This window comes from Streptomyces sp. NEAU-W12, assembly GCF_026242095.1.
Lineage (GTDB): Bacteria > Actinomycetota > Actinomycetes > Streptomycetales > Streptomycetaceae > Streptomyces.
The window spans coordinates 126,957-152,121 of sequence record NZ_JAPJDM010000009.1; the positions used below are offsets into that span (position 1 = coordinate 126,957).

Annotated in this window: 20 protein-coding genes and 1 pseudogene; 12 read left to right on the forward strand and 9 right to left on the reverse strand. The window is 73.3% G+C overall.

Going from position 1 to position 25,165, the window contains the following annotated elements; genetic code table 11:
* Nucleotides 1-12 precede the first annotated feature (12 nt).
* From ORI94_RS13385 to ORI94_RS13405, 5 genes are all read right to left on the reverse strand, one after another.
* Nucleotides 13-543 (reverse strand): hypothetical protein, encoded by a 531-nt coding sequence (locus tag ORI94_RS13385; RefSeq protein WP_266074823.1) that lies wholly within the window; start codon nt 541-543, stop codon nt 13-15.
* Nucleotides 525-2,246: a PHP domain-containing protein gene (locus tag ORI94_RS13390; protein WP_266074825.1), complete on the reverse strand. Its 1,722-nt coding sequence runs from the start codon at nt 2,244-2,246 to the stop codon at nt 525-527. Before ORI94_RS13390 ends, ORI94_RS13385 begins: the two co-directional genes overlap by 19 nt.
* A gap of 910 nt (nt 2,247-3,156) precedes the next feature.
* Nucleotides 3,157-4,242 carry a rhamnogalacturonan acetylesterase gene (locus ORI94_RS13395; protein ID WP_266074828.1) on the reverse strand — a complete coding sequence of 362 codons (1,086 nt, stop codon included), beginning with the start codon at nt 4,240-4,242 and terminating at the stop codon, nt 3,157-3,159.
* Complete coding sequence (locus tag ORI94_RS13400) at nt 4,239-5,639, reverse strand: RICIN domain-containing protein (RefSeq protein WP_266074830.1); 1,401 nt, start codon at nt 5,637-5,639, stop codon at nt 4,239-4,241. The genes ORI94_RS13395 and ORI94_RS13400 overlap by 4 nt, the downstream gene beginning before the upstream one ends.
* A gap of 1 nt (nt 5,640) precedes the next feature.
* Complete coding sequence (locus tag ORI94_RS13405; RefSeq protein WP_266074832.1) at nt 5,641-6,795, reverse strand: glycoside hydrolase family 43 protein; 1,155 nt, start codon at nt 6,793-6,795, stop codon at nt 5,641-5,643.
* 273 nt (nt 6,796-7,068) lie between these two features.
* Here ORI94_RS13405 and ORI94_RS13410 point away from each other — a divergent pair, with 273 nt between their 5' ends.
* The 6 genes and pseudogenes from ORI94_RS13410 (at nt 7,069) to ORI94_RS13430 (ending at nt 13,770) form a co-directional block, all read left to right on the forward strand.
* A complete protein-coding gene (locus ORI94_RS13410; RefSeq protein WP_266074834.1) occupies nt 7,069-7,476 on the forward strand; it encodes a YciI family protein in 408 nt (135 codons plus the stop codon).
* 31 nt (nt 7,477-7,507) lie between these two features.
* Entirely contained in the window at nt 7,508-8,653 is a 1,146-nt protein-coding gene (locus ORI94_RS13415) for an RNA polymerase sigma factor (RefSeq protein ID WP_266075058.1), read from the forward strand.
* A 136-nt stretch (nt 8,654-8,789) separates the two neighbouring features.
* Nucleotides 8,790-9,716, forward strand: a complete 927-nt coding sequence (gene mmuM, locus ORI94_RS13420) for a homocysteine S-methyltransferase (RefSeq protein WP_266074836.1) — start codon at nt 8,790-8,792, stop codon at nt 9,714-9,716.
* Between the two features lie 258 nt (nt 9,717-9,974).
* Nucleotides 9,975-12,869 (forward strand): ABC transporter substrate-binding protein, encoded by a 2,895-nt coding sequence (locus ORI94_RS13425; RefSeq protein ID WP_266074838.1) that lies wholly within the window; start codon nt 9,975-9,977, stop codon nt 12,867-12,869.
* A gap of 21 nt (nt 12,870-12,890) precedes the next feature.
* A pseudogene (locus ORI94_RS35325) lies at nt 12,891-12,980 on the forward strand (phosphohydrolase); the annotation flags it as partial.
* A 76-nt stretch (nt 12,981-13,056) separates the two neighbouring features.
* Nucleotides 13,057-13,770 carry a S1 family peptidase gene (locus tag ORI94_RS13430; protein WP_266074840.1) on the forward strand — a complete coding sequence of 238 codons (714 nt, stop codon included), beginning with the start codon at nt 13,057-13,059 and terminating at the stop codon, nt 13,768-13,770.
* 328 nt (nt 13,771-14,098) lie between these two features.
* Here ORI94_RS13430 and ORI94_RS13435 read toward each other — a convergent pair whose 3' ends face one another.
* A complete protein-coding gene (locus tag ORI94_RS13435) occupies nt 14,099-15,106 on the reverse strand; it encodes a homoserine dehydrogenase (RefSeq protein ID WP_266074842.1) in 1,008 nt (335 codons plus the stop codon).
* Nucleotides 15,107-15,293: 187 nt separating this feature from the next.
* Between ORI94_RS13435 and ORI94_RS13440 the strand changes: the two genes are divergently transcribed.
* From ORI94_RS13440 to ORI94_RS13455, 4 genes are all read left to right on the forward strand, one after another.
* On the forward strand, nt 15,294-15,587 hold the full coding sequence (locus ORI94_RS13440) for a hypothetical protein (protein ID WP_266074844.1): 294 nt from the start codon (nt 15,294-15,296) through the stop codon (nt 15,585-15,587).
* Between the two features lie 225 nt (nt 15,588-15,812).
* Nucleotides 15,813-16,865 (forward strand): LacI family DNA-binding transcriptional regulator, encoded by a 1,053-nt coding sequence (locus ORI94_RS13445; RefSeq protein WP_266074846.1) that lies wholly within the window; start codon nt 15,813-15,815, stop codon nt 16,863-16,865.
* 64 nt (nt 16,866-16,929) lie between these two features.
* Nucleotides 16,930-17,325: a VOC family protein gene (locus ORI94_RS13450; RefSeq protein ID WP_266074849.1), complete on the forward strand. Its 396-nt coding sequence runs from the start codon at nt 16,930-16,932 to the stop codon at nt 17,323-17,325.
* 331 nt (nt 17,326-17,656) lie between these two features.
* Entirely contained in the window at nt 17,657-19,084 is a 1,428-nt protein-coding gene (locus tag ORI94_RS13455) for a ricin-type beta-trefoil lectin domain protein (RefSeq protein WP_266074851.1), read from the forward strand.
* A 239-nt stretch (nt 19,085-19,323) separates the two neighbouring features.
* Here ORI94_RS13455 and ORI94_RS13460 read toward each other — a convergent pair whose 3' ends face one another.
* Nucleotides 19,324-20,031 carry a helix-turn-helix domain-containing protein gene (locus tag ORI94_RS13460; RefSeq protein ID WP_266074853.1) on the reverse strand — a complete coding sequence of 236 codons (708 nt, stop codon included), beginning with the start codon at nt 20,029-20,031 and terminating at the stop codon, nt 19,324-19,326.
* Between the two features lie 10 nt (nt 20,032-20,041).
* On the reverse strand, nt 20,042-20,977 hold the full coding sequence (locus ORI94_RS13465) for an AraC family transcriptional regulator (RefSeq protein ID WP_266074855.1): 936 nt from the start codon (nt 20,975-20,977) through the stop codon (nt 20,042-20,044).
* 148 nt (nt 20,978-21,125) lie between these two features.
* On the opposite strand from ORI94_RS13465, the gene ORI94_RS13470 reads away from it, so the two are divergent.
* Entirely contained in the window at nt 21,126-21,968 is an 843-nt protein-coding gene (locus ORI94_RS13470; RefSeq protein WP_266075060.1) for an SDR family oxidoreductase, read from the forward strand.
* Between the two features lie 55 nt (nt 21,969-22,023).
* Here the strand turns inward: ORI94_RS13470 and ORI94_RS13475 are convergent, their stop codons facing one another.
* On the reverse strand, nt 22,024-23,196 hold the full coding sequence (locus ORI94_RS13475; RefSeq protein WP_266074857.1) for a YihY/virulence factor BrkB family protein: 1,173 nt from the start codon (nt 23,194-23,196) through the stop codon (nt 22,024-22,026).
* 172 nt (nt 23,197-23,368) lie between these two features.
* Between ORI94_RS13475 and ORI94_RS13480 the strand changes: the two genes are divergently transcribed.
* Nucleotides 23,369-25,003: an acyl-CoA dehydrogenase family protein gene (locus ORI94_RS13480; RefSeq protein ID WP_266074859.1), complete on the forward strand. Its 1,635-nt coding sequence runs from the start codon at nt 23,369-23,371 to the stop codon at nt 25,001-25,003.
* Nucleotides 25,004-25,165 lie beyond the last annotated feature (162 nt).

Sequence of the window (25,165 nt, forward strand, 5' to 3'; positions counted from 1 at the left end):
GGGGCGGACCGGTCAGTGGTCCGCGCAGCAGGGCGTGGGGTCCGGGTACTCGAAGGGGACGAGGGTGCCGCCGGCGGCGGGCACGGCGGCGAGGACGAGTGCGCCTCCCTGCCACTGCGGCCGGACGTGGTCCCGCGTCACCATCCGTGTCCCGGGGTCGGGTTCACCCGGTGCCCCGAGGACCGTCACGCGGTCGATGGCGGAGCCCGCGAGCAGTTCGGCGACCGTCATCGTGCCGGTGAGCGCCGAGGCCCCCGGGTAGAGGACGGCACGGCCGACTCCGTCGGGCGGACCCGCCGACAGGTCGCCGTGTCCGGCCTCGGTGAGCCGCGCCCACGTGGCGCGCAGGTGCGGTTCCGACGGCAGGGTCAGGGAGACGACGACCCGCGGGCGGTCGTCGCGCACCAGGTGCGTACACCCGAACGTGCCCTCCGGCAGGTCCAGTTCGGCTGCCAGCCGCTGGAGCAGGTGGTCGGCGCCGCGCAGGTCCCCGGTGCCCGCGTCGACGGTGACGGTGTACGGCGTCACGAGGGCAGGACCCACACGGGGTTGGTGTAGAACCACAGGTCGCGCCACGGGTCGGCGTCACCGACGACGTCGATGGCGGGACCGGCCGGGTCGACCGCGGCGCCCATCGCTCCGACGGCGGTGCGGTTGCCGTCGGAGCCGCGCAGCCGGACGTACAGCGGACGGTCCACGCGGCCGAGGTCGTACGTGACCCGGACCGTGCCGGCCGTCTTGCCGATGTCGTACGAGCGGGTGACCTTCGCGGTGGGCGCGGTGAAGGTGTCCTTGTCGGCGACGGGTCCGGTGACGTCGCCCTGGATGACGTCCACGCGGGCCAGCTTCGGTATGAAGCCCGCCCAGTTGGTGCCGCCGGCGAGTGCGATGTCGGCCGTCAGGGTGACCCTGGTGCCCTTGCGCACGTGCAGCGCGCCGCCGAGGGTGGCCCAGCGGCTCCCGCCGGAGACCCGGACGTCGAGGCCGCTGACGAGCTGGCCGTGGTCGACCCAGATGCGGCCGGCGCGGATGCCGTCCATGACGGCGGCGTAGGTGAAGCCGTCGGCGCCGACGTGGGTGCGGCTGTACTGGCCGGGCCAGTAGTCGCCCTGGGTGACGTCGATCTGCCCGCCGTAGACGGGGTCCGGGTAGCGGCCGTCGGTGTGGAAGTCGCCGCCCGTGCCGCGGGCGCCGGTGTCGGCGTAGACCTGGTGGGAGTCGGAGTTGGCGGTGATCCACCAGGGGCGGCCCTCGGCGAGGAGGCTGTCCCACAGGCCGCCGACGGTGGCGGTCATCCAGTCGAAGCCGCCCCAGGTGCGGTAGCTCTCCAGCGGGTAGCCGGCGAAGGAGTTGGCGCCGGGGCTGCCGTCGTAGATGCCGCGGGCGCGGCCCATGCCGAGGGGCTTGGGCAGACCGGCCGCCTGGTGGCCGGGAGCGCCTTCGAAGCCGACGGCGATCCGGTGCTCCGCCGACGTGGCGTCGCGCCAGGCACGGATCTCGTGCGGGGAGTCGATGCCCTTGCGCGCCGGGTGGTTGGCGAGCATCAGGGCGTCCTGGACCTTGCGCCGCTTCACCTGGTCGGCGAGGAACTCCAGGCCCGCGATGGCAAGGGCCTCGTTGGCGGGGGTGGAGCTGGACGTGCCGTTGACGCTGCCGTCGTAGTCGTTCTCGAACTGCTTGAGGACGGCGACCTCGTTGCGGCCCGGGTGGACGAAGACGGTGCCGTGCTCGGCGGCCGGGATGTTCCATTCCAGGCCCTGGAAGACCAGCGTGTCCTTGTGGGTGGCGCGGGCCTCCTTGATGTCGGGGTTGACCTTCTCGACGCCGATCTTGGCGTGCGTGGTGTTGCCGTGGTCGGTGATGACCAGCCAGTCCATGCCGTGCTTGGCGCCCTGGCGGACCTGGTCGACGACGCGGTACTTGCCGTCGCTGCTGTACTGGGTGTGGATGTGGTGGTCACCGGCCAGCCACAGGAACCCCTTGCCCTTGCCCCGCCCGCTGCCGCGGCTGCTTCCACCGGACTGGGCGGGGGCGGCGGCCGCGGTGCCCGTGGACAGCACGCTGCCGGCCGCGAGCCCGGCACCGAGCAGCCCGGCCCGGCGCAGGAGGGTACGGCGCGACTTCTGCTCCGGGGAGAGGGCCTCGTCGGGCACGGAGGTGTCGAAGGCGGCGGGCAGCGGCGCCGTCGCCTCGTGGTGGTGATGGTGCGGCCCGTGACCGTGGCCGTGCGTGTGCCCGTGTCCCATAAGAGTGCCTCCTGGATGCCACCGGTGGGGGCGGCTGTCTTCCGCGGCGTGACCACGCCGCGTGTGGAGGATCGAGGCCCCGTGTGAACGTCGTACGACGTGGGGGTGAGCGCCGCATGCCCCCCGTGCGGCGGCTCACCGCACCCGCCCGTCCCGTGGCTCTGGGTCGCGGCGCGAACACCGCAGGTCGCGCACCACGGGCGTGTCGCTCCGCGCCGGAGGTGCCCGCCCGGGCGCGCTCGCCCGCGCGGGGGCGTCCCGGGACGGGCGTCTGGCGCGCGAGGGGGGCCTCTGCACGGCGTCCTTCACCCGTGACGCCGACCGCGCGGGCCGCGGGTCGACCCACGTGAGGACGACGGTGCTGCGCGGGCTGCTGCGCGCCGCGCCCGGCTGCGAGGCCCTGCCGGTCCTGCGGGAGGCTCTCGTCGACGGGGCGGTGAGCGATCCGCACCGGGAGCACCTGCGCTGCCGGGGGTACCGGCTCGACCCGCCGTACGGCCCCCCGCCCCCCGTGCACACCGCCCAGGCGGTGCTCGCGCTCGACCGTGCGGCACGCGTCCTGGGCGAGAGCCCGGCGGTGCGGGCCGTCCGTGAGGACGGCGTGCGCCGGCTGCTGTCCTGCCCCGACGCACCCCACCACGTCTGCCGGGACCTGGAGAACGGCCGCGAGGAGGTACGCCGTCCCCGCCCCGACGACCCGGCGCGCCACGAGGTGCTGAACGTGCGGCACTTCACCGCGTCCTGGGTGGTGCGCGCCCTGCTGTGCCGGGGCTCGCTGGAGGGGCCCGGCAGGACGGCCCGGAGGAGTCCTGGCGGGAGCTGCCGGACGGCGCGGCCGCCTGCGCCGGGCGGGGGCAGGCGCGAGGCGGGCCTGCGGCACCCCGGTTCCGGTCGGGGTGCCGCAGGGGCTTCATCCCCTCCTGACCCGGCCTTCGGGCACCAGACGCCCGAGGACGAGTGCGTCGCGGACCAGGGCCGCGAACCGTGTGGCTCCGTGAGGGGAGGTGTGGGTGTTGTCGCGTTTCTCGTCGTAGAGGTAGAGCGCCTTGGAGCCCTCCGGGCCGAGGGATTCCACCAGCGCCCTGGTCCTGGCGGTGAGGTCGATCAGCGGGACGCCGGCCGCCGAGGCGACGGCGCGGACGACCGCCGGGTGGTCGACGCCGAGCCCGTTGACCAGCAGGGCGGTGTCGTTGTCCAGGGTTCCGTCGGCGTTGAACCAGCGCCGTACGACGGGCGTCACGAGGACCGGTTCGCCGCCCTCGGCCCGCACGCCCGCCACCATGGTCTCGAGGTTGGCCCGGTAGGTCGCCTCGTCGGTGGTCTTGTCGTTGTGGGCGAGCTGGATGAGGACGAGGTCACCGGGCCGGACCGACGACCGGACGGTGTCCCACAGCCGCGGGTTCCCCAGGTAACTGACCGTACTCTCGCCGGAGTCCGCGTGGTTGGCGACGGAGACGCCCTTGCGCAGGTACTGCGGAAGGTGCTGGCCCCAGCCGGAGTACGGGTCGCCGGGCTGGTCGCAGACGGTGGAGTCGCCGACCAGGAGGATCTGCCGGGTGTGCCGGCCGGCGGCCGGGGTGACCCGGATGTCCGCGAGCGCGGGGGCGGCGCCGCCGATGGTGAGGTCGAGCCCGGGGCTGCCGTCGGGCCCGGTGGGCTCTCCCTCGGGCGTGCGGACGTCGACGGTGAAACTGCGGCCGACCCGCTGCCCGGCCCCTGCGGCGGTCTCCGCGAGCAGCGTGCGCCGGGTCTCGCCGCCGATGGCGGTACGGGAGGCGCTCTCTCCGCCGAGACGGACGTGTACGTCGTAGGTGCCGGGCGGGAGGTCGAAGTGGCAGGCGGTGGCGGTGCAGTTCTCCATGCCGAGGGCCGGCCGGTGGTCCCGCGTCCGGGCGGCGGCCGGGGCGGACGACAGCCCGAGCCCGCCGACGACCGTCGCGGCCGCCGCGGCTCCCGCGACGACGGTTTGGGCCGTCCGTCTCCGGCGCGTCCTCATGTTCCGCGCGTCCACTGCTGGTTGCTCCCTCCGTTGCAGGTGTACGTGATGAGGGCGGCCGAGTTGGCGGTCGCACCGCCGGACACGTCGAGGCATTCGCCGGTCGCACGGGACGTGAGGGTCACGTGGGAGCCGGTGGCGGCCACCGACCACTGCTGGGCGGTGGCCGCGGCGGAGGCGGAGCAGTTCTCCTGCGTGACGGTGCTCGCGTTCTCCTGGAGGCACAACGAGCTGTTGCGCACGACGAGTCGGTGGTAGCCGTTGCCGACCGGCTTGAACCAGAACCGCTGGTTGCCGCCGCCGTTGCAGTCGTACTGCTTGAGCTGGGCGCCCTGCCACAGCGACCGGCTCGTGATGTCGGCGCACTTCCCGCTGTGCCGGGCGGTGAGCGTGTGGTAGGTGGCGGAGGTGGCGCCGACCGTCCCGGCGGCGGTGTCGACGGTGATCTCGGGCGACCAGGACAGGGACATCGAGGTGGAGGACGGGAAGGTCAGCGGCAGCCACACGTACCGGGAGTCGTTGACCCTGCCGCCGAAGGAGTTGCCCCAGCGGTCCCCGAGATACAGGTAGGACGTGCCCGAGGACCCCTGTACCGGCAGGACGAACGCGGTCTGCGACCCGTAGGCGGTCGCGTCCCCCACGTCGCGCATCGCCGACCAGGGGCCGGTGATGCTGGTGGCGGTGGCGTACTGCTGCTGGTTGGGGTTCCAGCCGGTGGCGCCGGACGTCAGCATGAAGTACACGCCGCCCCGCTCGAACAGGGCGGGCGCCTCGCGGTGGCCGCCGGGCCACGGGTTGGCGACCAGGCCCGCGATGCCGGTGTGGTCGGCGGTGAGCCGGTAGACGTGCAGGTCGTAGTTCTCGCGGGCGGCCGAGACCAGGTAACCGGTGCCGTCGGTGTCGGTGAAGACGGTGAGGTCGCGGGACATGTGCTGCCCCAGCGGGCGGAAGCTGCCCCGCCACTCGTAGTCGCCGTCCACGGTGTCGGAGACGGCGACGGCGGCGCGGGCCTCGCTGTAGTCGGAGCCGTTCTCCTTGTGCATCCACATCACGAACTTCCCGGTGGCCGCGTTGTACATGACCTTGGGCCGTTCGATGTTCGCGGTGGCCAGCTCCGGGTCACTGGCCTCGGTGAGGACGTGGTTGCGGAACTCCCAGTTCTTCAGGTCGGTGGAGCGGTAGGCGTCGACGTACCGGAAGGTGTTGTCGTCGCCCCGGTGCTCGCCGAACCAGTAGTAGTACGCGCCGACCTTGATGATCCCGCCGCCGTGGGCGTGCACGGGGTTTCCGGTGGTGTCGGTGAACTGGACGCCGTTGCCGATCGTCTGCGGTGCGGCCTGCGCGGGCCCGGCGAGGGCGAGGCAGAAGGTGAGCACCACCGCGTACAGGCGTCTCATGTCACACCCCCGTGCCCCTGGCCGCCGCGGTCCCGTCGGCGACGGGGACACCGAAGTCCGGGGTGCCGTCCGGCTTCCAGCCGAGGACCTGGACGCGGGTGTGGCGGTTCGGGTCGTCGAGCGGGTCTCCGTCGATCTCCTTGTACTGGCGGGCGTGGTAGACGAGGACGTCGGTGCGGCCGTCCTCGGCGACGGTGAAGCAGCTGTGCCCGGGACCGTACTGCCGGGTCGTGTCGTTGCTGGTGAAGACGGGGACGGGCGACTTGGACCAGCTCGCGGTGTCCATGAGGTCGCTGTCGTCGGGGGCGGTGAGCAGGCCCATGCAGTAGTTGGCGTCGGTGGCGCTGGCGGAGTACGTCATGAAGACCCGGCCGTTGCGCTGGATCACGTACGGTCCCTCGTTGACCTTGTAGCCGATGCGTTCCCAGGCGTACTCCGGTGTGGACAGCCGTACCTGGGGTCCCGTCAGGGTCCACGGGTCGGACATCTCGGAGAGCCAGATCGCGGTGTTGTTGTCCATGCCGGGCTCGTGCTGGGCCCAGGAGAGGTAGCGGGTGCCTCGGTGGGTGAAGGTGGTGGCGTCCAGGGAGAAGGTCTCCCACGCGGTCCTGATCCGCCCTCTCTCGACCCAGGTGCCCCGGAAGGGGTTGGGGTGGGCGTTCTCCAGTACCCAGATGCGGATGGCCCACACGTCCTCGGCGGGCGCGGCGGCGAAGTAGACGTACCACTTGCCGGCGACGCGGTGCATCTCCGGCGCCCAGATGTGGGCGCCCATGTCACCGGTGGGGTGCGCCCGCCAGATCACGGACTCGGCGGCGTTCCCGAGCCCGGCCAGCGTGCGGGAGCGGCGCAGGATGATCCGGTCGTACTCGGGGGCGGTGGCGGTGAAGTAGTAGAAGCCGTCGGTGTGACGGGTGATGTGCGGGTCGGCACGGTGGCGCACGAGGGGGTTGGCGTAGGGGGCCGCCGCCACCGGCCGGCCGGCGGGGGCCGAGGGGGCGGCGTGGGCCACCGCGGGGGTGGTGGCGGCCAGGGCGCCTGCCGCGAGGGCACTCTTCAGCAGCAGCCTGCGGGCGGGCGTGGGCGACGGAGCGGGTGACGGCTCGGGGAGGTGGGGGTGGGGGTGGGGGTGGGGCAGGTCGTCGGCGCGGCTCATGCGGTCTGCCTCTCGGGGAGGGGAGGTGGTCCGTGCACGGGCTGTTCGGCTCGTTCCTTCTGTTCGGCATACCGAAAGTCATCTGACATGACGAACATCGGACGTCGAAAAGGTAAGCGCTTGTCATGTGTGGGTCAACGGTTCGGACGAGCCGAAGCGGTGCGTCCGCGGGAACGAAAGATTTCCGGGTGCCGATGTCGAGAACCCGTGGCCGGCTCCGTCCCCGCAGTGAACGCGACCAGAATGGGTCGCACGGCTCCGAGGAGAAGCACCATGACCAAGTACCTGCTGCTGAAGCACTACCGCGGCGCCCCGGCCGCGGTCAACGACGTGCCCATGGACCAGTGGACGCCTGAGGAGATCTCCGCCCACATCCAGTACATGAACGACTTCGCCGCCCGGCTCGAGGGAACCGGCGAGTTCGTCGACGGTCAGGCACTCTCCCCCGAGGGGACGTTCGTCCGGTACGACGGCGAGGGCCGCCCGCCGGTCACCGACGGCCCGTTCGCCGAGACCAAGGACCTCATCGCCGGCTGGATGGTGATCGACGTCGACAGCCACGAGCGCGCCGTCGAGCTGGCCGGGGAACTGTCGGCCGCCCCCGGGGCGGGCGGGAAGCCGATCCACGAGTGGCTCGAGGTGCGCCCGTTCCTGGCCGCGCCGCCCACCATCACGGAATGACGACGGAAACGGCGAGGCGATGACCTCCGAGGTGAACGATCTCCTCCTCCGGAGCCTCACACCGGGCGTGCTCGCGATCCTCGTCCGCCGCGGAGCCGACTTCGCGGCGGCCGAGGACGCCGTCCAGGACGCGCTGGTCGAGGCGGTCCGGGTCTGGCCGGCCGACCCTCCGCGGGACGCCAAGGGCTGGCTGGTCACCGTGGCCTGGCGCCGGTTCCTCGACACGACCCGGGCGGACACCGCCCGCCGCCGGCGTGAGGACCGCGTCGGCGAGGAACCGGCCCCCGGGCCCGCGCCCGCGGTGGACGACACGCTCCGGCTCTACTTCCTGTGCGCCCACCCGTCGCTGACGCCGTCGTCCGCGGTCGCGCTCACGCTGCGCGCCGTCGGCGGGCTCACCACCCGCCAGATCGCCCAGGCCTACCTGGTGCCCGAGGCGACCATGGCGCAGAGGATCAGCCGGGCCAAGCGCACCGTCTCCGGCGCGCGGTTCGAGCGGCCCGGCGACGTCGCCACCGTGCTGCGCGTCCTCTACCTGGTCTTCAACGAGGGCTACTCCGGCGACGTCGACCTCGCCGCCGAGGCCATCCGGCTCACCCGGCAGCTCGCGGCCGCGATCGACCACCCCGAGGTGGCGGGGCTGCTCGCCCTCATGCTGCTCCACCACGCGCGGCGCGCCGCCCGGACCGCGCCCGACGGCAGCCTGGTGCCGCTCGCCGAGCAGGACCGCGGCCGGTGGGACACCGCGACGATCGCCGAGGGGGTCGGGATCCTGCAGGCGGCCCTCGCCCGCGACCGACTGGGCGAGTTCCAGGCCCAGGCCGCCGTCGCGGCACTCCACGCCGACGCGCCCACCGCAGGGGAGACCGACTGGGTGCAGATCGTCGAGTGGTACGACGAGCTCACGCGCCTGACCGACAGCCCGGTCGTCCGGCTCAACCGCGCGGTGGCCGTCGGCGAGGCCGACGGGCCGCGCGCCGGCCTGGCGGCGCTCGCCGCACTGGACGGCTCGCTGCCCCGCCACACCGCGGTGGCGGCGTACCTCCACGAGCGCGACGGCGACCCGGTGACGGCGGCACGTCTGTACGCCGAGGCGGCCCGGAAGGCGTCCGACCTCGCCGAGCGCGACCACCTGACCCGCCGGGCCGCCCGGCTCAACGCCCGCCGGGAGCACTGAGGGGCCGTGCCCGGGTTCTCGGAATCCCGCCCGGCGTGCGACGCGGTCGGCTGCGACGCGGTCCCCTGCCGGGGAGCCGCCCGGGACGCCCGCCCGTGCCCGGCTCGCCCCTCACGGTTCGGCTACCGTCGACGGTATGCACACCACCCCCGCCCCCGCCCCCGCCCTGGCCGGCCTTCTCGCCGTCGGCACAGCCGTTCTCGACGGCGGCATGTCCAACCAGCTGGCGGCGGCCGGGCACGACCTGAGCGACGAGCTGTGGTCGGCGCGCCTGCTCGCCGAGGACGCCGGGGCGATCACCGAGGCGCACCTCGCCTACTTCGAGGCGGGCGCGGACGTGGCGATCACCGCCAGCTACCAGGCCACGTTCGAGGGTTTCGCGCGACGCGGCATCGACCACGGCCGGGCCACCGCCCTCCTGGCCCTGAGCGTCGGGTCGGCCCGCGAGGCGGCCCGGCGGGCGCGGGTCTCCCGCCCCCTGTGGGTGGCGGCCTCCGTCGGCCCGTACGGCGCGATGCTCGCCGACGGCTCCGAGTACCGGGGCCGGTACGGGCTGAGTGTGGCCGGGCTGGAGCGCTTCCACCGCCCGCGCATGGAGGCCCTGGCCGCCGCGGAGCCCGACGTCCTCGCCCTGGAGACGATCCCGGACACCGACGAGGCCGAGGCCCTCCTCCGCGTCCTGCCCGGCCTCGGCGTCCCGGCCTGGCTGTCGTACTCGGCGACGGGCGACCGCACCCGCGCGGGCCAGCCCCTGGAGGACGCCTTCGCGCTCGCCGCCGACGTGGACGAGGTCGTCGCGGTCGGCGTGAACTGCTGCACCCCCGAGGACGCCGACCACGCGGTCGCCCTCGCGGCCCGCGTCACCGGCAAACCGGTCGTGGTCTACCCCAACAGCGGCGAGACCTGGGACGCCGGGGCGCGCGCGTGGAGGGGGCACGCCACGTTCACCGCCGAGCAGGTCACGGGGTGGCGGGAGTCCGGGGCCCGGCTGATCGGAGGGTGCTGCCGGGTGGGCCCGAAGACGGTCTCGGCGATCGCCGCGACGCTACGGCGGCCGGCCTAGCGAACGCGCACCGGACGGCCTTCCCGGGCCCCGCTCCCCCGCCCCGCCCGCTGCCGCCCGCTGTCCTTCGCCCGCCCCGCGCCTCGTCTCCGTCTCCGCCGCGGCCGACTGATCGTCGTCCTACCGGGAGCGGTTGTCAGGGGCAAGCGTTATCCTCACCGGGCGCTTGCGACACATGTGTCGTACGACCACCGGGGGGTGTCCGTGCACGGCCGTGATCAGAACTTCCCTCAGGACTGTCCGGGCGGACACCTGGGCATGTCGACCGAGGCGGGAATCGACGTCCAACGCCAACTGGAGTCCCTGATCCAGGACTTCCGGGCGGGCGACCCGCCGATGCCGGTGATCGTGCTGCATGCCGAGGATCCCGCCGACGACGGCCGGGTCACCGACCTCATCGACGAACTGCGCGAGGGACAGCAGCAGCACGGCACGCGTCTGGCGGTCGCCTCGACCGAGCCGCAACCGGACGGGGACGGGCACGGGGACGGGCACGGGGACGACGCCACGAGGCGGGCCATGAAGCGGGCCACGCACCTCCTGCGCGATCTCGGCGACTCCGGGAAGTGGGGCGACCGGTCCGCCGCCTACCGGCCCTACTCCTTCCCCCGCCTCGGCCTCGTGCGTGCCCTCCAGGAGGTCACCGACGATCCGGAGATGAGCCCGCACTGGCCGACCTCCCCCACCGGTACTCCGGAGGGGAACACCCAGCGGGAGCAGGCCCGGACCCAGCTGCTGCGCCTCCTGGCCCGGCAGCACTGGCGCCCCCGCAAACCCCCGCGCCGGCAGATACTGCTCACCGACGTGCAGCAGTTCCTCCCCATGGGCGTCCTGGGCGCCTTCACCGCGCTGCTCACCCGCCCCGAGTGGTACATCGCGGTCCTGGCGGGCATCGGGCTGATGGTCCTGCTCGCCGTCCTGAACCACGTCCCCGGCCGCGCCCCTCTCTTCCTGTGGTTACGCAGGGAGAGCCGGTGGTTCCTGACCACGACGTTCCTCCAGTCCGCCGCCCGCCACCAGTCGACCAGTGTGCGGCTGCTGCGGCCCGTCCGCTCCTGGAGGGCCATCGCGGCCCGCGCCTACGACGTGGCCGAGGCCCTGCGGGAGGGCGGCCAGTTCCCCCTCCAGCTGTACGTGCTGGCGCTCCTCGAGGACCTGCGGAACAACCACCGGCGCGGCAGCTGGGACCTGCGGGGGTTCAAGCGGACACGTCCGCCGGTGCTGTTCCTGCGCCGGACGGCACTGGAGAACGGCGGCATCGAACTGATCAGGGCGGTCAGCGACGTCCGCAGCCGGCGCAGCGAACTCGACCCGCTGCTGATCGTGGCGGGCGTGGCGGCGGACGACGCGCCGTTGCTCGACCGCGGCGCGGACGGAAGCCCGCAGGCACCCCCGCAGCCGTCCCGGTACCAGCCCTCCCGGCTCCAGCAGCGGCTGCGGAACTGGTACGACGAATGGGCCGGCAACCTCAGGGCCGACCAGTCTCCGAGCAGGACGAACGCCCTGCCCTGGGTGCTCAGGATTCCTCTGCCCCGCGAGGAGCTGGTGCAGGTGCGGGAGACGGACCGGCGCTGCGTCAGGGCCCGCCACCGCCTGCCGCTGGTCCGCGTGGTGTGGTCGGCGTACAGCCTCGCCCTCGCCGTCGTCCTCGCCTGCACGGCGGGCGGTGTCCACTCCTACGAACTGCACCGGACGTACTGCTCGGCGGACCTGCTGACCGCCAACCGCGACACCGAACGGCATTCCGCGCCCGGCGACGGCACGGAGTGCATCGGGCTGGCCACCGGGGACGTCCGGTTCGGCGCGTACCTCCGGGACACGGGCGACGAGGAGGCCGACGAGCAGGGCGGAAGACTGCGCGACCTGGAGAACCGGATCCATGACGAGAACGCCAGGGTGCTGCGCAGCCACTCCGGCACGTACGTCACGGTGGTGTACGCGGGACCACTGAGCTCCTCCAAGCTGAACCCCTCACCGGTCAAGGGCGTCGAGGAGCTGACCGGCGTGTACCTCGCCCAGCGTGTCGTCAACGAGAACCACACGGTGAAGATGCGGGTCCTGCTCGCCAACGGCGGCGCGGACATGGGACACCAGAGTGAGACGGCCGAGGCGATCGCCGCGTACGCCGAACGCGACCCGACCTTCGTCGGCGTCGTCGGCTTCGGCCGTGACCTGCAAAGCAGCCCCGGGGTCACGGACCGGCTCCACAAGGCGGAAGTGCCCATCGTCTCCGGCACCAACTCGGCGAGCTACCTTCCGGAGGAGTTCTCCAACTGGTTCAGTCTCGCGGCTCCCGACGAGCACCAGGCAGAGGCCCTCGGTCACGTCGCCCGGCAGCTGCGCACCCCCGGCAGGGCCACGTACGCCCTGGTGCTGGCCCGCGACCTCAAGGGCTCGCAGGACCGTTACACCAGCGAACAGGCCGCCTACGGCGAGGAGATGCTGAAGCGGGAACGCTTCCGGATGCTGCCCACCCAGGAGTACCGGGTGGTGAACGGCGACCCCGAGCTGCGGCTGCACGCGGAACGCATATGCCAGGGGGAGAACGTCCCCTCGGTGATCTACTTCGCCGGACGGGTCGAGGACGTCGGACCGCTGATGACCCAGCTGAGCACCCAGCCGGGCTGCGCGAACAAGGAGATCTCGATCCTCACGGGCGACGACCTGAGCAAGGCCAGGTTCTCCGGCACGGGCGGCAGCGACGGCGTGGCCCCGCGGATCACGCTGTACCACGCGGCCCTGACCGGGCTGGAGGACGCCGCGCCCGCCACCGCCTTCTACGAGGACGCCGCCCGCCACCTCCCCTGGATCGAGCAGGACCGGCTCCCGTACGCCACCCCCGACTTCGCCAGCGGTCAGATGGCCCTCTCCCACGACGCCGCGCGTGCGCTGTACTGGGCGGCCAGCCGTGAGGACGTGCCCCAGAGCCTCGCGGCGACCTGGGTCAACCTCAGGAGCGTCAAGCTCGACAGGATGGCCACCGGGACGATCGACTTCACCACCGCACCCCTGTACGGCGCACGGCACGGCCACAGCATCCTCGTCAAGCGGGTCCGCAGGACCCCGGCCGGTGTCTCGGAGGCGGAGGTCCTGTGCAGCAGAACGGCCGGCGACATCAAGCCGCTCGACGTGAAGGAGTGCTCGATCAAGTGAACGAAACGGTAACCGCTCAGGATTCCGGGACGAGGATTCCAGGCCCCCGAGGAGATCCGCGCGCTGCACGAGAAGCACGCGCCCACCGCCGAGGCGTTCGCGCTCGTCCACAGGGTTGGCGGCTTTCGGCCTGACCGTCCGGGTCCGGGAGGCACACAATGGCAGGCACATGCCAAAGGAGGCCGCCGTGAGTCCCACGCGTTCCGAGAGACCCCTGCGAACCGTCGTCCGGGCCGTCGTCGTACTGGTACTGCTCCTCGGCTGGTCCGCCGCCGCCGGATCGGCCGCCCATGCCGGGGAGCGGGCGGGGCGGCAGGCGGCCGTCTCGGTGCGCGGGGGCGACACCCTCTACAGCACCGGCGCCCGCTGCACCGTGGGCTTCAACGCCCGCTCCGGCTCCACGCTGTACGCGCTCGTTTCGGGCCGGTGCGCCCAGGGCGCCCGCACCTGGTACGCCGACGCCGCCCTGACCGTCGCCGTCGGCGTCACCGCAGGAGTGAGTTTCCCGGGCAACGACTACGCGAGCATCCGGTACACCAACACGGCGGTCGCCTACCCGGGCGAGGTCTCGCTGGGTGCCGGCGCCGGTACCCGCGACATCACCCACGCGGCGCATCCCGTCGTCGGGCAGTCGATCTGCCACGTCGGGCGGACCACCGGATACCGCTGCGGGACCGTCCAGGCCGTGAACGTCACCGTCAACTACGGCGGGGGAACCGTGTACGGACTGTTCCGGTCCACCATCTGCTCCGAGCCCGGCGACACCGGCGGTCCGGCTTTCTCGGGCGGCACGGCTGTCGGCATCATCGTCGCCGGCAGCGGCAACTGCAGCTCGGGAGGCGCCACCTACTACCAGCCGGTGACCGAATGGCTGTCGGCGTACGGCCTGAGCGTCTACTGAGGCGGCCGAGCCGGACCGACCGCGCACGCGAAGCCCCCGGCGGGCAGAGCCGGGTCGCCGGGGTGTCGTGCGCGGCCGACGGCGGGCCGGCACCGACCGTCTTCCGTCCACTCACCAAGGCCGCGCGGCACGGTCCGACCGAGGAGGCGGAGAAGTCGTCCGTGCTGCTCGCCGACCGTGGTCGCGCCCTCTGCCGGCGCTACGGACACTGGTGGGACAGGGGGATCCCGGGGGTCGGGACCAGGACCGTCAAGGGCTGACCGCCCCGGCCCCCGCCCCCCTTCCCCGTTCCCGCCGTCCCGGAGAGCAGGTCCCCGCGTGCCACATGTCAGAGGAACCCGGTGCGGGGGGCCGTGACCTCGATGGTGTCCTTCACCAGGGCCAGCGCGGCGCCCAGAGGGCTCGAGCGTCCCCCGCTCACGATGACGTCGCCGGCATCGGGGCAGCCGAACACCACGGCCTTCTCCGGCCCGACCAGCGCGTACAGGGGGTCGCCGGGCTCCGTCTCCTCCAGTCGGACACGGACGAGGTGGGGCTCGTCCAGGGAGGCGCTCGCCACGGCCCGCAGGCGGCGCGCTCGGGAGACCGCGTCCAGCGCCGCCCGGGAAGTTCCCTCGCCCACCGGCTCCGCCCGCACCTGTACGGACGCCGGGTCCCACCCCCAGGCCAGCGCTGACAGCAGCCGCACCTTGGTGGCGGCGTCCTCGCCGGACAGGTCGGACGACGGGTCCGCCTCCGCGGTCCCCCGGCGCTGGGCCTCGCGGACCGCCTCACCCAGCGAGTCGCCCTCGGCGAGGCGGTCGAGGACGAACGTGGCGGTGCCGTTCGGGCAGGCCCGAATCGTCGTGCAGCCCAGACCGCGCAACGAGGTCCTGGCCAGGTCCCCCGCCGGCAGAGCGGCTCCCGTCGCCCCGGAGATCCTGATCATGCTGCCGGCCGCGCGGGCCGCTTCGTCGAGGTCCCGCCAGTGGCTGAGCAGGTGGCTCTTGGTGGCCGTGACCACATGAACCCCTCTGCGCAGGGCGACGAGGGCCTCCTCCGCGGCGTGCCGCCGGAGGTGGGGCGAGGACGGGATCGCCTGGACGAACACGCGGGCAGCGGTTTGGTCGAGCGTCTCCTCCAGCGGGGCCGGCGGACTCCACTCCGAGCGGGGCGGCACGGGCTCCCCCTCGCGGAGCCGGCACTGTGCGGAGCTCGCCCGGACGGCACCCACGCCCACCCGTACGCCGTGCCGGCGGGCCAGCCCCTCTCCCTGCCGCACCAGGTGCTCGACGAAGGCCTGGCCGACCGGACCGTATCCGGAGAGCACCACATCGGCCCGGCTCACCTCACGCATGGTTTCCCGCTCCTCTTCGACGCCCCGTACGGGAGACCAAGCTTCGCATTCCCTCGTGAGATCACCGGAAAAGAACCGAGGTCGCGCGAAGACGGAACCGAACCGGACGGCCGTGGCCGTGGCAATCCCGTATGTCTCCACCACCGCCTGGCGATGATCTGATGGTTTCATGCGTCCTGAACACTGCGTGACCAGAAACCACATCGAGGTCTGGCACGGAAAGGTACTGCCCGCCGGGGCGGCGCCGCTCACGTTCCGGATCGTTCTCCTCGGCTCCCTCCTGCCGCTCCTGGTCTGGACGGGCATCGCAGGCTTCGTCCACTTCTTCCACCACCCGGCCGTGACCGTGGTGCCTGCCGGACTCTTCGTCCTCTCCCTCCTCTCGGGATTCGCCCTCCGCCGCAGAGCCGGACACACCGCGCGACGCAGTCTCCACGGCGCGGTGGGAAGAGTGCTCGACAGGTCGATGGCCGGATTCTGAGCCATTGCGGCCCCCGCCACGGCCCTGCGGAGAGACCGGGCCGGATCACCGTGGACGAAGTTCTGATGCGGCGAAGGGCCAGGCGGACTCGGGGACGCAGGAGAGCGCTTCACACCCGCGCCTGTCGGCCGTGTGCGGGTTCTTCCCGCCGGGTTGCACCGGATCTACAGTAGGAAGCGCTTTCTATGCGGTGGCCCTCGGCGGGGCCGGAGAGGTGGGGTCCCGATGGTCCGTACGGGAGGTGCGGGACGGGCGAGCATGGCGGCCGGACCGACGCTGGCGGTCGTGGCCCGCGAGGCGGGGGTGTCGGTACCGACCGCGTCCAAGGTCGTCAACGGGCGTGAGGACGTGGCCCCGGAGACCCGGCGCCGGGTCACGGAGGCGCTGGACCGGCTCGGCTATGTGCGCAGACCCCGGTTCGACGGGGCGAGGGCACCGCGCATGGTGGACCTCGTGGTGGACTCGCTGGGGAGTTCGGGAACCGGCGCGGTCCTGCACGGCGCGGAGGAGGCGGCGCACGACGCGGGGCTGGAGATCGTGGTGTCGGCCGCGACGGCCCGCGGCCACTCCGGCCGCCCGGAGCGCGGCTGGCTGGACAAGCTGGTGGCCCGCGGATCGTCGGGGGTCCTGTTCAACCTGGCCGAGCTGGGCATGTCCCAGTACGCCTGGCTGGAGCAGCAGCGCATCCCGTTCGTCATGATCGACCCGGTGCTCGAACCCCCGCCCGGCATCGTGTCGGTGGGCGCGGCGAACTGGCAGGGCGGGGTCACGGCGACCGAGCATTTACTGTCCCTCGGACACGAGCGCGTCGCCGTCGTCGCGGGTCACCGGCACACCCTGTCCAGCGGCGCCCGCGTCGCCGGCTACCGCTCGGCCCTCGCCGCGGCGGGGATTCGGCAGCGCACGGAGTACGTGCGCCACGCCGGGTTCGACGAGGCCACCGCCCGCTGCCGTACCCATGAACTCCTCGACCTGCCCGAGCCGCCCACGGCCGTCTTCGTCTGCTCGGACCGGATGGCGCTCGGCGCGTACGAGGCCCTGACCGAACGGGGCCTGCGCGTGCCGGACGACATGAGTGTGATCGGCTTCGACGACCTCCCCGAGGCCCGCTGGCTCGCCCCCGCGCTGACGACCGTCCGGCAGCCCCTGTCCGAGATGGCGGCGACGGCCCTGCACCTGCTGCTCCGCATCATGGACGGTCACCACCCGGAAAGCACCCGCACCGAACTCTCCACCCGCCTGGTGGAACGCGCGAGCACGGCACCACCGCGCGGCTGACCCACGCGCGGGCCCGTCCGATTCCTTCAAGACCGGGGAGCCGGGGCGCCTCTACGGTGAACCCATGAGTGCACGATTTGATGCCGTCGGGCTGGTCGTCTCCGACATGGGCGCGTCGGTCGCCTTCTATCGGCGGCTCGGGTTCGCGTTTCCCGAGGGGTCCGAGGAGCAGGGGCACGCCGAGGCGGAACTGCCGGGCGGGCTGCGGTTGCTGATGGACACCGAGGAGGTCGTCCGGTCGTTCCACGCCGGGTGGGAGCCGCCCTCGGGCGCAGGGCGGGCATCGCTCGCCCTGCGGTGCGACAGTCCCGCCGAAGTGGACTCCCTGTACGAGGAGCTGGTGGCGAGCGGCTGCCGGAGCGCACTCAAGCCCTGGGACGCGGTGTGGGGACAGCGGTACGCCACCGTCCTCGACCCTGACGGGAACGGGGTGGATCTGTTCGCACCACTGGTCTTCTGAGCCGGCCGTTCCGTTCAGACGTGCGGGCTTGCCGGGTGGCACGGGCCGGGCGGCCGGGCAAGCCCCTTCTCCGTTGCCTCCGGGCGTGAGCGCAGCCGCATCGTGGCCCGGTCCGCCCCGGTCGGTGCATCGAGATCCTTACTGGTGAACCCACCCTTGGCTCTCGGCACATGGTCAGCTGCTCGTGCTCGGACGGGTCAAGGTCCGTTCTCCGGAGTTCCGTTCATACCGGTCAGGCAGTATGGCGGCGCACCGCCCCACCGGTTGCGGGGCACCGCGAGCGTGCGGCTGCTACGCGGCAGACAACCGTGAGACCCGAGGAGAACGAACGATGTCACGCCAGAACAGGTCAGGCGGCGGCGCGTCCGCCCGCCCGGCCGGCACCGACGGCGGGCCATCGGTCCGCCGTGCGGTGGTGCTGCCCTTGGTGGGCGCCGACGCGGAGCGGGCCGTGCTGCCCGCTCCGCGCCGCAGCACGGCCGCCACCGCAGTCACCGCCGTCACGGCCGAAGACGCCGGAAGAGCCGACGAGACCGGCCGGGGCAAGGCGGAGACATCCTCCACTGCCACTGCCACTGCCACGGCCACGGCCACGGCCACGGCCGAGTCCGGGGCTGTCCCGGCCGCGAACGAGCCGGAGGAACAGAAGGCGGCCACGACCGAGCCGGAGGAGCGGAAGGCCGCCGCGAACGGGCCGGAGGAACGGGAGACGGCCGCAGACCCGGGAGAGGTGCGCCGGGAGCGGCCGGAGACAGGGGCGGACATCGCCACGCAGGTCCCCACCGCGTCACCGGGCGCCGCCGGAGGCATCCAGTCCGGACTGGCTGCCGTACTCGGCGGCGTCCGCCGGTCCGGCGGAGCCCGGCGGGGAAGCGGCGACGGTGAGGGCGACAGTGACGGTGCGCCGGGGAGGCCGAAGGCCCCCGTGCTGGCCGCCGCCGGAATCGCCGGGGTGATCCTGATGGCCGTACCGCTGCTGGTCATGGCCGGCAACGACTGGGACGAAGAGCCCGAGGACCACGCCACCGTGGCTGCCGGTTCCCAGGCGCTGCACGACGGGGAGGAGGTACAGCCACCGCCGCACGTCTATGCCGCGGAGCCCCCGAAGGACGAGGCTTCGGCCGGCTCGTCGAAGGGCGGCGACGGCGACGAGGGGAAACACGGGAAGGCGGCGGAGCACAGGACGGAAGCGGAGGACGGGAAGCAGGCGAAGGACGACGGCATGGCGCCCCCGGACGACTCCGACCCCGCCGACGGCGCAGGCCCGCAGGCCGCCTCGCCGAAGGAGAAGAGGGAGGGGAAGGCGGAGGACGCGGCGGCGGAGCCGGCCCGGCGGACCGAGACGAAGACGGACCGGACGGTCTCCGTCGCCACCGCCCGGATCGTCAACGGCGACACCGGCAAGTGCCTCACCGCGAGTTCCCGGGGAGCCGGGGCGCAGCTGGTCATCCAGCCCTGCGGAGCCTCGCAGGGCACCCAGGTCTGGTCCTTCCACGACGACGACCGCACCCTGCGCATCGGCGAGGACCTGTGCATGGGGCTGGACGGCGGGTCGGTGCAGGAGGGCACGGCGATACTGCTGCAGCGGTGCGACGGGTCGGACGGGCAGAAGTTCAAGATCAACGGCACCGAGGACCTGGTGTCGCTCAAGGCCGGAAACAAGTGCGCCGACGTGTGGTGGGGCAAGGAGGCCAACGGCACGCCGGTCAAGCTGTGGCCCTGTACCGGCACCGCCAACCAGACCTGGCGGCGCGGCTGACCCCGCCCCCGTTCCCGGCTCCGGCCCCGGAGGGCCTCCACGCCCCGGCCGTCCACGGCATGGGCGTATGACAGGTCCCGGGCGCTCCTGCGTCTCGCGCGCGGGCGCCCGGGGCCCGTCCTCGTACGTGACGCGTCAGAGCCTCCGCCGGTCCCGGAGCGGTTCACGCCGGGCCCGCTGCCCCTTCGTCGGATGACCACGCCCCACAGGGCGTGACCCTCCACGACCGGGATCCGCTTTCACACCACTCCCCCGTCGTGAGCCGCCAGGAGTCTGCTCAGCGGCAGGCCCGTCAAGTCCCGTACGTCGCGGCAGAGGTGGGCCTGGTCGGCGTAGCCGGTGCGGGTGGCCGTCTCCGCGTACGGGGTGCCCCGGCGGGCCAGGGCGAGGGCTCGGGTCAGGCGGAGGATGCGGGCCAGTGTTTTGGGGCCGTAGCCGAAGGCCGTCAGGGAGCGGCGGTGCAGCTGGCGTGCGCTCAGGCCGAGTTCGTCGGCGGTTTCGGCGACCGGACGGCCCGCGTCCAGGGCGGCCACGACCTGTCGAAGCACCGGGTCGGGCAGGGTGGCGGCCTCGGCCGCCCGCCTCAGGGCCAGGTCCTCCAGGCCGCGCGCCGGGTCGGCCGCCGCGTTCACCAGGGTGGTCGCTCGGCGTGCCTCCGCTGTCGGCCACAGGTCCGCCAGGTCGGGTCGCTGATCCCGCACTTCGTGCGCGGGCACTCCCAACAGGGCGGGGAGGGTGCCGGGGTGGAAGCGGACGCCCGCCCAGGGGCCCGACGTGCCGGTCTCGATCAGGTGGGCGTGGGTGTCGGGGCCCGCGACCAGCAGGCGGCCGTCGTGCCAGAGCAGGTCCATGCAGCCGTCGGGGAGCACCCGGCCCGCTCCCGCGCCGGCCGGGGTGTTGGTCCACACGACCGCGTCCGGCAGCCGTGACGCCCGTTCCCTGTACACGTCGCCCAGGCTACGCGGCCCGCGTCCGCCACTCCTGCGGGCTGACGCCGTACGCCCGTTTGAAGGCCGTCGACAGGGCGAAGGCACTGCCGTAGCCGACGTGGCGGGCGATCGCGCCGAGGGTGTCGTCGGTGTCGCGGAGGCGGTCCGCGGCGAGGGCGAGGCGCCAGCCGGTGAGGTACGTCATCGGGGGCTCGCCGACCCGTTCCGCGAAGCGGCGGGCCAGCGCGGCGCGCGAGACGCCGGCCTTCGCGGCGAGCCCGGCGACCGTCCAGGGGTGGGCGGGGTCGTCCTGGAGGAGGCGCAGCACCGGGCCGACGACGGGATCGCCCAGCGCCCCGTACCAGGCGGGCGGTGCCGCCTCGGGGCGGGCGAACCAGGTCCGCAGCGCGGCGATGACCAGCAGGTCGAGCAGGCGGTCGAGGACGACCTCCTGGCCGGGTTCGTCCCGCACGATCTCCGCCGCGAGGATCGGGGTGAGCGGGCAGTCCCAGTCGTCGGCCGTGAGGAAGACCAGGGGCGGGAGCGCGTCGAGCAGGCGGCCGCCGATCTCGCCCTGCACCCGGTAGGTGCCGATGAGCATGACCGCGGCGCCGTCGGGCCGGTCGCCCCAGGTGCGGACGCCGAGGTCCATGACACCGTTCAGGGGTCGTCCGTCGGGGTAGTGGCACTCCCCTCCCGGCAGGATCAGCGCCTGCGGCGGGGTGCCGGGGTCGTCGGCGCAGGTGTACGGGTCGGGGCCGCGCGCGATGGCGAGGTCGCCGGGACGCAGCAGCCGCCGGTCGCCGCGGTCCGGCACCAGCCAGGCCTCCCCGCGGACGAGGAGCATGACGGTCAGCGGGGCGCGGTCCTCGATCCGGACCGACCAGGGCGGGTCGAAACAGGCTCGGATCATGAACGCACCACGGGCGCGGGGGCCTTCCAGCAGGCCGGTGAGAGCGTCCATGGGCTTCAGCGTAGACGTGGGCTTATGGGAACGAGCCGTTCGGCGATGGTGTGGGCGGGCTGGGGGCAGTTGACTCGTTCGCATGACACAGCGAACGGCAGACGCGAAGAGCACGACGAGCACGACGAAGACGGGGGGCACGGGGGACATGGAGGGCGCGGGGAACCCGACCGTCGTCGTCACCGGGGCACGGGGGCGTACCGGAAGCCGGGTGGCGCGGGCGGCCGAGGCGGCGGGGCTCGTGGTGCGGGCGGCGTCCCGGGCCACCGGATTCGACTGGGAGGACCGTACGACCTGGGCGGACACCCTGCGGGGCGCCGACGCGGCCTACCTGGTGCACCCCTCGGACGTGGGCGCACCGGGGACCGCCGAGGCGGTCGGCGCGCTCGCCGAGCAGGCGCTCGGGCTGGGCGTGCGGCGGCTGGTGCTGCTGTCCGCGCGGGGCGAGGACCAGGCGCTGCCCACGGAGGAGGCGCTGCGGGCGTCGGGCGCGGACTGGACCGTCGTACGGGCGGCTTGGTTCGCGCAGAACTTCAGCGAGGGGCCGCTGGTGGAGGAGCTGCGCCGGACCGGGGAACTGGTGTTCCCGGCCGGTGGGGTGCCGGAGCCGTTCGTGGACGCGCGGGACATCGCGGAGGTCGTGGTCGCCGCGCTGACCGGCGGGGAGCGGTACACCGGGCGGAGCCTCACCGTGACGGGGCCGAGGCTGCTGACGTTCGGGGAGGCGGTCGCGGAGATCGCGCGGGCGACGGGACGGGGACTGACGTACCGCGCGGTGTCCGCGCGGGACTACGGCGAGGCGCTCACCGGGTTCGGGGTGGCGCCCGAGGAGGCCGGGTTCCTCACCGAGGTGTTCGGCACCCTCCTCGACGGCCGCAACGCGCAGGTGGAGGACGAGGTGGTGCGACAGGTGCTGGGCGGCCGGGAGCCGCGGGACTTCTCGGACTTCGTACGGGAGGAGGCGGCCGCGGGGACCTGGCGGGCGGTGTGAGTCCGGCCCCGGCGAGGTGTTTTGGGCCGTCGGTCCGCCCCCGGCCCGCCCCGCTCTACTTGCCCTCGTCGGGCGGTGGCTCCTGGTCCCCCGCCCCCTCCCCGTTCCTCGGCTGGGGGTGGTGGCTGCTCTTCGCGTGGGTGCGCAGGCGGGCCGTGACCTCCTCCGGGGGCAGGAAGCGGGACCAGCGTTCGGGGAACTCGGAGGGCATGTCGGGGTCGGCCTCCTCACCGGCCGCCGCGGAGGTGCGGGCGACGTACTCGGCGACCTGCTCCTGCCGCAGCCGCTCGTTCGCCTCGCGGGCGGCGGCCGTCGCGGCGGCCGGCCAGACCCGGTCGATCGCGGCGTTGACCGCGGCCCCGACGAGCACGGCGAAGGCGGCCACGCCGATCCACAGGAGGACGGCGACGGGGGCGGCGAGGGAGCCGTAGATGGTGGGGCCCTCGATGGTGCTGGTCAGGTAGATCCGCAGCAGGAAGCTGCCGAACACCCACATGGCGAGGGCGACCAGCGCGCCGGGCACGTCCTCGATCCACGGGGAGCGCACGGGCACGGAGACGTGGTAGAGCGTGGTCAGGAAGGCCACGGACAGCAGGATCACCACGGGCCAGTAGAGGATCTGCACGAGCGTCGTCGACCAGGGGACGACGCTGACCACGGCGTCGGGGCCGGCCACCATGAGGGGCAGCGCGACCGAGCCGATCAGCAGGGCGACGATGAACAGCAGGAAGGCCAGCAGCCGGGTCTTGACGATGCCGCGCACACCGTCGAGGCCGTACATGACGGTGATGGTGTCGATGAAGACGTTCACCGCGCGGGAGCCCGACCAGACGGCGAGGAGGAAGCCGAGGGAGATGACGTCGGGCCGGCCGCCCTCCATCACGTCGTCCAGGATCGGCTCGGCGATCTGGCTCACGCCCCGGTCGGACAGCACCGCGCGGGAGGCCTCGATGATGTTGGTCCGCACGCTCTGGGTGGTCTCGGCACCGGTCCAGGTGTCGACGTAGCCGAGCAGGCCGATCAGGCTGAGCAGCAGCGGGGGCACCGACAGCAGGGTGAAGAAGGCCGCCTCCGCGGCGAGGCCCAGGATCCGGTACTCCATGCAGGAGTTGACGGTGTCCTTGAGCAGCAGCCATGCGGTCTTGCGTTTGGAGACATTGCGGTACAGGGCCCGGGCCCGGTGAAGTCGGCCGGAGGGCGCGTCGGGGGAATCGCTTGCTGGCTGCACGGACCAAAGGTATCCGTCGTGCCTGGTCGGCCTCACCCGAAGGGTCTCGGGGTGGACGCGGAGTGGACGCGGGACGCCCGCCGGGTGATGCCGAGGAGCGATGTGAAGAGGTGACGCGGAGGAGTGATGCAGAGGAGTGATGCGCAGGGCGGTGCCGGGTAGGTTCGTGTTCATGGCAGGCACCACGCACACCGTGACCAACCAGACCCCGCCGCTGGCGCAGTACGACGTGTTCACCGCCGACCGGGCGCTGACGGAGGCCGTGGAACGGCATCTGGACCCGTCGCTGCGGGACGAGGGCCTGTCCGAGCTGTCGGCGCTCGGACACACCTCCGGCTCCGCCCAGGTGCAGGAATGGGGGGCGCAGGCCAATGAGAACCCGCCCCGGCTGCGCACCCACGACCGGTACGGGCACCGGATCGACGAGGTCGACTTCCATCCCGCCTGGCACCGGCTGCTCGGCAAGGGCGTCTCGGCGGGTCTGACGGGCGCGTGGGCGCGGCCGGGCGGGCATGTGCGGCGGGCCGCGGGGTTCGTGGTGTGGTCGCAGGTGGAGGCCGGGAACGGCTGCCCGCTGTCGATGACGCACGCGGCCGTGCCCGCCCTGCGCGCGGACCCGGCGCTCGCCGCCGAGTGGGAGCCGCGGCTGACGTCGGCGGTGTACGACCGGGCGCTGCGACCCGCCCACGAGAAGTCCGGCGTGCTCTTCGGGATGGGCATGACGGAGAAGCAGGGCGGCAGCGACGTACGGGCCAACACCACGTCCGCGCGGCCGCTGGCCGAGGACGGGACGTACGAGCTGACCGGACACAAGTGGTTCTGCTCGGCCCCGATGTCGGACGCGTTCCTGGTGCTGGCGCAGGCGCCCGGCGGGCTCACCTGTTTCCTGGTGCCGCGCGTGCTCGAGGACGGCTCGCGCAACGTGTTCCTGATCCAGCGGCTCAAGGACAAGCTGGGCAACCGGTCCAACGCGTCCTCGGAGGTCGAGTTCGCGGGGACGTGGGCGCGGCGGGTCGGGGACGAGGGCGGCGGGGTGCGCACCATCATCGGGATGGTGGCGGCGACCCGGCTGGACTGCGTGCTGGGCTCGGCGGGGCTGATGCGGCAGGCCGTGGCGCAGGCGGTGCACCACTGCACGTACCGGGAGGCGTTCGGCGGCAAGCTGGTGGACAAGCCGCTGATGCGCAACGTCCTGGCCGATCTCGCCCTGGAGTCGGAGGCGGCCACCACGCTGGCGCTGCGGCTGGCCGCCGCCTGTGACGACGGGAGCGAGCGGGAGCGGGCGCTACTGCGGATCGCGGTGCCGGCCGCCAAGTACTGGGTGACCAAGCGGTGTGCGCCCCTCGCGGTGGAGGCGGCGGAGTGCCTGGGCGGCAACGGGTACGTGGAGGAGTCGGGGATGCCCCGGCTGGTGCGCGAGTCCCCGCTGAACTCGGTGTGGGAGGGTGCGGGCAACGTCCAGGCGCTGGACGTGCTGCGCGCGCTGAACCGGGACCCGCAGGTGCTGGACGCGTACCTCGGCGAGGTCGGGCGGGCACGCGGGGCCGATCACCGGCTGGACGGCGCGATCAAGGACCTGCTGGCCGAACTGGCCGACCTGGAGGGTGCCGAGGGGCGTGCGCGGCGGCTCGTGGAACGGCTCGCGCTGGTGCTCCAGGGTTCGCTGCTGGTGCGGTACGCGCCGCCGCAGGTCGCCGACGCGTTCTGCGCGGCACGGCTGGGCGGTGACGGGGGCGCGGCCTTCGGGACGCTGCCGCACACCCTCGACCTCGCGACGGTGGTGGAACGGGCCCGGCCGGAGGTGTGAGGCGGCGGGGGCCGGCCCCGGTGTGAGCCGACCCGGGGCGGGACGGCAGCGGGTGCGGGACGGCAGCGGGTGCGAGACGACAGCAGTTGTCCGTCGGCAGCTCTCCGGTGGCGGATCGGGCGGACGCCCGGGCCGGGACGCTCCTGCCCGGACAGCCCGGCT

Bases quoted from the DNA above. Each gene is read 5' to 3' on its own strand.
- ORI94_RS13390 (WP_266074825.1), bottom strand. From the start codon at position 2,246: ATGGGACACGGGCACACGCACGGCCACGGTCACGGGCCGCACCATCAC.
- ORI94_RS13395 (WP_266074828.1), bottom strand. From the start codon at position 4,242: ATGAGGACGCGCCGGAGACGGACGGCCCAAACCGTCGTCGCGGGAGCC.
- ORI94_RS13400 (WP_266074830.1), bottom strand. From the start codon at position 5,639: ATGAGACGCCTGTACGCGGTGGTGCTCACCTTCTGCCTCGCCCTCGCC.
- ORI94_RS13405 (WP_266074832.1), bottom strand. From the start codon at position 6,795: ATGAGCCGCGCCGACGACCTGCCCCACCCCCACCCCCACCCCCACCTC.
- ORI94_RS13410 (WP_266074834.1), top strand. From the start codon at position 7,069: ATGACCAAGTACCTGCTGCTGAAGCACTACCGCGGCGCCCCGGCCGCG.
- mmuM (WP_266074836.1), top strand. From the start codon at position 8,790: ATGCACACCACCCCCGCCCCCGCCCCCGCCCTGGCCGGCCTTCTCGCC.
- ORI94_RS13425 (WP_266074838.1), top strand. From the start codon at position 9,975: ATGTCGACCGAGGCGGGAATCGACGTCCAACGCCAACTGGAGTCCCTG.
- ORI94_RS13435 (WP_266074842.1), bottom strand. From the start codon at position 15,106: ATGCGTGAGGTGAGCCGGGCCGATGTGGTGCTCTCCGGATACGGTCCG.
- ORI94_RS13445 (WP_266074846.1), top strand. From the start codon at position 15,813: ATGGTCCGTACGGGAGGTGCGGGACGGGCGAGCATGGCGGCCGGACCG.
- ORI94_RS13450 (WP_266074849.1), top strand. From the start codon at position 16,930: ATGAGTGCACGATTTGATGCCGTCGGGCTGGTCGTCTCCGACATGGGC.
- ORI94_RS13455 (WP_266074851.1), top strand. From the start codon at position 17,657: ATGTCACGCCAGAACAGGTCAGGCGGCGGCGCGTCCGCCCGCCCGGCC.
- ORI94_RS13465 (WP_266074855.1), bottom strand. From the start codon at position 20,977: ATGGACGCTCTCACCGGCCTGCTGGAAGGCCCCCGCGCCCGTGGTGCG.
- ORI94_RS13470 (WP_266075060.1), top strand. From the start codon at position 21,126: ATGGAGGGCGCGGGGAACCCGACCGTCGTCGTCACCGGGGCACGGGGG.
- ORI94_RS13480 (WP_266074859.1), top strand. From the start codon at position 23,369: ATGGCAGGCACCACGCACACCGTGACCAACCAGACCCCGCCGCTGGCG.